6 protein-coding genes are annotated in these 6,000 nt (G+C 45.6%); 5 read left to right on the top strand and 1 reads right to left on the bottom strand.

Translation table 11 applies throughout. The features are described from left to right. Together ACFQI7_RS08760 and ACFQI7_RS08755 are read left to right on the top strand one after the other, a co-directional pair. Nucleotides 1–194: PASTA domain-containing protein (locus ACFQI7_RS08760; protein ID WP_377516742.1), on the top strand; the 194-nt coding region annotated here is incomplete at its 5' end. A 375-nt stretch (nt 195–569) separates the two neighbouring features. Continuing rightward, nucleotides 570–884: a hypothetical protein gene (locus ACFQI7_RS08755; RefSeq protein ID WP_218098898.1), complete on the top strand. Its 315-nt coding sequence runs from the start codon at nt 570–572 to the stop codon at nt 882–884. A 220-nt stretch (nt 885–1,104) separates the two neighbouring features. On the opposite strand, the gene ACFQI7_RS08750 is transcribed toward ACFQI7_RS08755, so the two are convergent. Further along, nucleotides 1,105–2,481 carry a DJ-1/PfpI family protein gene (locus ACFQI7_RS08750; RefSeq protein WP_218098897.1) on the bottom strand — a complete coding sequence of 459 codons (1,377 nt, stop codon included), beginning with the start codon at nt 2,479–2,481 and terminating at the stop codon, nt 1,105–1,107. A gap of 514 nt (nt 2,482–2,995) precedes the next feature. Here ACFQI7_RS08750 and ACFQI7_RS08745 point away from each other — a divergent pair. The 3 genes from ACFQI7_RS08745 to ACFQI7_RS08735 all read left to right on the top strand — a co-directional run bounded on the left by ACFQI7_RS08745 (nt 2,996) and on the right by ACFQI7_RS08735 (nt 5,907). Further along, nucleotides 2,996–3,595: a TetR/AcrR family transcriptional regulator gene (locus ACFQI7_RS08745; protein WP_218098896.1), complete on the top strand. Its 600-nt coding sequence runs from the start codon at nt 2,996–2,998 to the stop codon at nt 3,593–3,595. 63 nt (nt 3,596–3,658) lie between these two features. Beyond that, nucleotides 3,659–4,867: an MFS transporter gene (locus ACFQI7_RS08740; RefSeq protein WP_218098895.1), complete on the top strand. Its 1,209-nt coding sequence runs from the start codon at nt 3,659–3,661 to the stop codon at nt 4,865–4,867. A 119-nt stretch (nt 4,868–4,986) separates the two neighbouring features. Next, nucleotides 4,987–5,907, top strand: coding sequence for an AraC family transcriptional regulator (locus ACFQI7_RS08735; RefSeq protein ID WP_218098894.1), 921 nt, complete (start codon nt 4,987–4,989; stop codon nt 5,905–5,907). The last annotated feature ends 93 nt before the right edge of the window (nt 5,908–6,000 follow it).

The raw sequence follows: 6,000 nt of genomic DNA, 5'->3' as shown, positions 1-6,000 counted from the left end.
GTATTGTCCCGGATTTGGTCGCTCATACAAGGGAGGATGCCGAAAAGATAGCAATTGCCTCTGGGCTTCGATATCAGTTTTACCTGGAATCGAATGCCGCCGACAAAGGGGTCGTGTTCAAGCAAGATCTTACTCCCGGTAATGCCGTGAAAAATGGCGAACGCATCACGTTCTGGGTGAGCAAAGGAAAGTAGATCGGCGGCAAAAGGCGGCCATAAGGCTCGTAACACCACAGACAAAGAAAAAAATGCAGCACCTTGTTATATTAATTATTTGATACGCCTCCTAGGTGTGAGTTCAGAGGGCTACAACCCAGTACATACTCATCCTAGTGGTGCGTCTCTTTTTCTGCAAATGAATCTATTAACGCCTACAGGAGTTAACGGAGAACGTTAGCGCGGGACGACGGAACTGATCCATCGCTTTTTCTTAATATGGTGCACTTTGGAAAGCACTCATTAGTTATGCATATTATTCGTTGGCGCTAAAGCAGCCCGCTTGAGTATAAAAGCTTGTAGATGAAGGTATAATGTAAGCAGATTATGGCAGTGGAAGGGAGGGAAACCTTAATGTTCGATTTATCGGAGCTCGAGCATATTCATGCGGATATCCAAGCGGTGCTTGAGATCGTCTCGTCGTTTAAAGCTCGCATTGATGGTAAAGAAATTGGAATTCGAATTTTAAGAAACCGGATGGACGATTACTTTTATGAGCTCAGCCACTATTATCGGGGAGCAGATCAGGCTGATCCGGATTTTTCAGAGGAAAACCGCTTTCCTACCGTGGAAGCTGCAGTAAAAGGGGCCCTTCGATCGGCATCGATGTTCTACCGGAGTACGGACGAAGGAGGAGCCTGGGTAGCCAACGAGTCCTACATTCATTAATAGCACTAATAAGCTTAGACTAGGACCTCCTTTCGGTCCAGCTAAGCTTTTTTTTACAAAAAGTAACTAACAGAATACTGATCATTAACCTAACGGGATACAATAGCGCAGTAGCACATACTAATGGAGGCTGCTGGCTTGTCGGCAGCCTCCATTACGTTAACGGGCAGGAGAATGGGATACCGGATTCTACTTACTTCCACGTAAGTGAATATTCCTCCTATGAACGTGCTAATGATTGATGACGACCGCTCTTCACTTTTCGAATGAATCGTCTATCAATATAGGAAGCAATAAGCAATGCTGCTAAACTAAGCAAAACGGGTATACCGAAAGCTTCATAGGAAAACGGTTTGCCTTCTATGTTTAGATTGGTTGCACGGTATTCCAATCGCTTTGCGCCATATATAGCGGTTAGGACATCTTCTTGCTTGGCTAAATCCTCAAGCGGAGCATCAAAGATAAATCTGTCAGCGGAGCCGCTGTGAATGAACTCAGGCAACACGTTATTTCCCTTTTCGTTCCACTGTTTGACATCTGCCGCAGCGAAAGATTCCGCTTCCACTCCCGGAACGAACATTCGATCCAGCTTCGGCGCATTCGACATTTGATATCGGGTGACAAGGTTAAGATGATACTTCGTAACGATTGGCTGCTTGGCTTCTGAGATGGTGTAAACCTTTGTTGTTCCGGAAGCGGCATAGGTATCAAAAATCGTTGTAAGTGCTCCGTCATCCATCCCGTTATATAACAATACCCCTGCGCTTTTTTTGTTCCATTGGAATGCTTGGTTAAACATAAATATCAATTCGGTTCGATCTACATAATAAGGGTCTACCTTCGGATTCTTTACGAAATGATAGGAAGGGTAATTCATCTCTTTCGCTATTTTCTCCGCCATAGGTTCGCCTAATTGCTGTGAGATCACATAGAGGACGGCATCGATTCCTGAAGTGAGAGCTGCTGAAGCGACGATGTTCCCGTCTGCGACATAACGCACATCCCTTCTCCACTTTGTTTCAGGATATTTATCGATTTCATGATAATCAAAACTTTTCCAGTCGGTAGTTGCTTCTTTCCCTTTTAATAAACCTGTATCGGCCAGATTCAACCCTCCAGCGCAAATGCTTAACAACTTCGTATCAGAATGTTTTTGTATCCAATCCCGGACAGGTTTATACTTTGCTTCGTCTACCATTGGCATGGCCGGAATCACAATAAGGTCGGGACTTTTTCCTAATAATCGATCCAGTTCATCCAAAGAATAGTGCGGCATCAGATCCAAACCGCCAGAGAGTGTTTTCATGTTTTTGTCCGGGGCAACTGCGTATACGTTATAAGACTCAGTCATGGCGAACATTTCATACGGAACCATAAAATCGAACACTTCTGTCGTCGGATTGGATAAAAGGACAGCTACTGTAGGTTTTTTCGGATTATGTTCAGGGACGCTCACGTCTTGTAAGGCAGGCATTGGTGTTTGCCGAGTGGGAATCCAATATGCATGATTTGAGTGAATATACCCAAACGCACCGAACCCTCCGAAAAGTACAACGAAAGTCATTACATAGACAACGACACGTAATAATAACTTCATCTTAGAATTCTCCTCTGACCCATATTTTTGCTTTTTATGCCGCAGCGATGATGCTCCTTATCGCTATTATCGATATTCTCATCATAAGGTGGAATGCAGCTTTGCCGCGCGCAAATATCAGGTACAACCGCGCAAAGTTTTGCGTTCATCACGCAAAGTTCAGCAATTTAGCTTGCTGCTGTTGTCTTCAACATCATGGGGGTGAGCAGCCCTGACATGATGAATGCCATGATCGAGGGAGAGGAAGATCCGGAAAAGCTCGCAGCCTTCGCGCGACGGACACTCAAGAAAAAGAAAGAAGAACTGGAATTGGCCTTACGCGGTAACATGAGTGCCCACCAGCGAAGGCGATGTGGATCAATGTGATGATTATCAAAAGGGTGCGATAGAGCGGCGATGGATCTAAGGTTTGCAAAGACTTCACTCATCGCCTATAATACTGAATATATGTTCAGTATTGTAAGTGGATTTTCATCTTAAAGAATCTATCGGCCAGAAAGTGGTGAATTTTTGCGTGAATAAAAAGAAGCAGCAAACCGAGCAAACGAAGAAGAAGATCGCTGATTCAGCAAGATCTTTATTTGCTCAAAAGGGCTATAAAGCAACTTCCATTGAAGACATTGTTAAAGCGACCGGGTGCAGTGCCGGTAACATTTATTATCATTTTAAGAACAAAGAAGGACTTTTTTTATATTTACTTGAAGACTGGAACAGGGAATGGGATAAGACATGGCTGGCCAAGGAAAAGCTGTACGCTACCACAACCGAGAAATTATATGGCATGGCCGAATATTTGGCGCTCGATCAACTGAGTCATCCGCTGACGAAGGCCGCTGATGAGTTTTTCAACAATTCAGAGAAAGCCCCGGAGGTGGAGGAGCGAATCAACGAAATGGTAAAAGGATACATTGACTTTAATCGGCAGCTGCTGCAGAGGGGAATCGATCATGATGAATTCGAAATTGCGAATGTTACCGGGCTCGCCATTATTTTGGACGGTCTGATGCTCGGGCTAAACCAACATAGCCGGAGAATGGATCGAGAGGAAGCGCTGGCAGCGTATCGGTTGGCTATGGATGTGTTTCTGCTCGGCATTGCCAAGCGGACCCGCTAGCCCCTTTTTTTTGGTATTATCCTGAATGAATATTCAGTATTTGTGATTATGGAGGAATTACGAATGGCATTATTGACAAAACATCGGGGAGCCTTACTGATTCTCATGTTCAATCTACTTCTGGTTTTCTCGGGGATCGGCCTTGTCATCCCCATTATGCCTAAATTCATGGAGAGTCTGGGCATTACCGGGGGGATCCTCGGCCTAATGGTTGCCGCTTTTTCGCTAACGCAGCTTCTTTGTTCGCCATTGGCCGGCCGGTTGGCCGATTCCTTCGGCAGAAAAAGGATGATTGTTATCGGCATGATCGTTTTCGCCTGCTCTGAGGGGCTGTTCGGGTTAGCCAGTTCACCGACTCTGCTCTTTGTTTCGAGGATGCTCGGTGGTATCAGTGCCGCTTTGATTATGCCGGCCATTATGGCTTATGCGGCGGATATCACGACGCAAGAAGAACGCGCGGCGGGGATGGGGTACATTACCGCAGCAATTACAACAGGGTTTATAATCGGACCAGGAATTGGCGGTTATATTGCAGAATTTGGCATCCGCGTGCCCTTTTACGCCGCGGCTGCTGCGGGGATTTTTGCAGCATGTCTCACATTGTTGATACTTCGGGAATCGCTCTCCTCAAAAGAAAATATATCGGATACTGCACCTAACGCAGTGGAACGGAGAGGTCTTCTTTCACAATTGAGGTATTCCTATAGAGAGCCCTATTTTTTAAGCTTGATCATCGTTTTTGTTATGTCGTTCGGGCTTGCTAATTTTGAAACGGTCTTTGGACTGTTTGTGGATCAAAAATTCGGGTTTGAGCCAAAAGATATCGCCTTTATCATAACGTTCGGGTCCATAGCCGGCGCTGTGGTTCAGGTTACTGCCTTCAGCTGGATATTGAAGCGTTTAGGGGAGCAGCGGGTCATATCCCTGTGCCTTTTCTTTGCGGGTCTGTTTATTCTGATGACACTTTTCGTTCACCAATTCTGGATGATTTTTGCCGTTACCTTTATTGTATTTTTGGCGATCGATATCTTACGACCGGCGATCAGTACGCAAATGTCAATGCAGGCTAAGGATCAGCAAGGCTATGTTGCTGGCTTGAACTCTGCCTTTACCAGTCTTGGCAATATTGCAGGGCCTATTGCAGCAGGTTTTTTATTCGACTTGGATGTGAGTTACCCATATATGCTGGCGTGCCTAACCTTGTTTATTAGTTTAGTCTTATCGCTTAGAGGTAAAAAACGCAGCTTGCAGGATGCCCATACGGCCTCCTGATCGTTGCTGAAATGAGGGGTTTTGATGGAGCTAGGAGGCAGCATCCGGATCATCTGGTAGTCTTCTTGTGAAAACATTATAATAGAATGTAAATGTTGCTTCAAAAGAGGTGCCGGAATTTGGGACACATTCAAGCTGTAAGTTTTCTCAAAGAGCTCTCCTTGAGATTGAACTGGATTATTGAATGGAAATTCAGGCCGGATGAAGGTATCGGCAAAATCGCCTATCCTCACACGATCATTTGGCTCATATTGGGCGGCAGAAGGCATATTATGATTCGTGAGAAGACGTATGAAATCAAACGTGGCGATTTGGTCGTCATCCCTCCACATACGATACGCAACGTAGAGGCGGATGCGAACGACCGTGAGCTATTTCAGTATATTACAGTTTGCTGCGACCTGAGGCTTGGCTCGCTTGAATTTGTGGACATGCATAGGTTTCCGATCTCGACGGCCATTCAGGACCAGACTCGTTTCCAGGAGCTTGTCGATTTATCTTACTCGCTTCTGAAAGAGACGAATCACATTTTGTGCCAGTTGGGCATCAAGGACATCTCGGAGCTCGAAGCCCAGAAAAAAGCTGCAAACGTCAGTACGGAGGAGACCGAGGCGCTACTGTACGTACAAAGCTTGTTCGTCACCTGGTTTTATCAATTTTACAGGCTGATGCGTCCGTTGCTGCTCGAGCAGCCGGTGACGATCGATCCGAGACTTCAGGCGGCATGCAGCTATATTGAGAGACATATGAATCAAACTATGAAAATCGGAGATTTAGCGCGATACATCTATATTAGCGAGAGTCATCTGCGGCTACTGTTCCGCAAGACGTTCGGCATATCGCCTATGGAATATTTGCAGCAGGCCAGAATGAAGCGGACGAAGGAGTTACTCGTCAATACGCAAATTCCAATCCGCGACATTGCGGAAATGATCGGCTATCAGAACCAAAATATGTTCAGCCGATCGTTCCTCAAATTGGAGGGCTTGAGTGCTAGAGAGTACCGAAAACGGTACAGGGAGGAAGCTGATAAGCATTAACATATACAGCGGAAGAGAGAAGTGTTCGCATCCGAAAGCGTGAATGGACTGAAAGGTCAAATAATGGATTCGTCTCAAGAGGAGATTGGAGGT

Source organism: Paenibacillus allorhizosphaerae, assembly GCF_042659105.1.
In the GTDB taxonomy this organism is placed as follows: domain Bacteria; phylum Bacillota; class Bacilli; order Paenibacillales; family NBRC-103111; genus Paenibacillus_G; species Paenibacillus_G allorhizosphaerae.
The sequence above is the reverse complement of the archived record's forward strand: the minus strand, read 5'-3'. Positions and strand labels throughout refer to the sequence as shown.

Bases quoted from the DNA above. Each gene is read 5' to 3' on its own strand.
- ACFQI7_RS08750 (WP_218098897.1), bottom strand. From the start codon at position 2,481: ATGAAGTTATTATTACGTGTCGTTGTCTATGTAATGACTTTCGTTGTA.
- ACFQI7_RS08740 (WP_218098895.1), top strand. From the start codon at position 3,659: ATGGCATTATTGACAAAACATCGGGGAGCCTTACTGATTCTCATGTTC.
- ACFQI7_RS08755 (WP_218098898.1), top strand. From the start codon at position 570: ATGTTCGATTTATCGGAGCTCGAGCATATTCATGCGGATATCCAAGCG.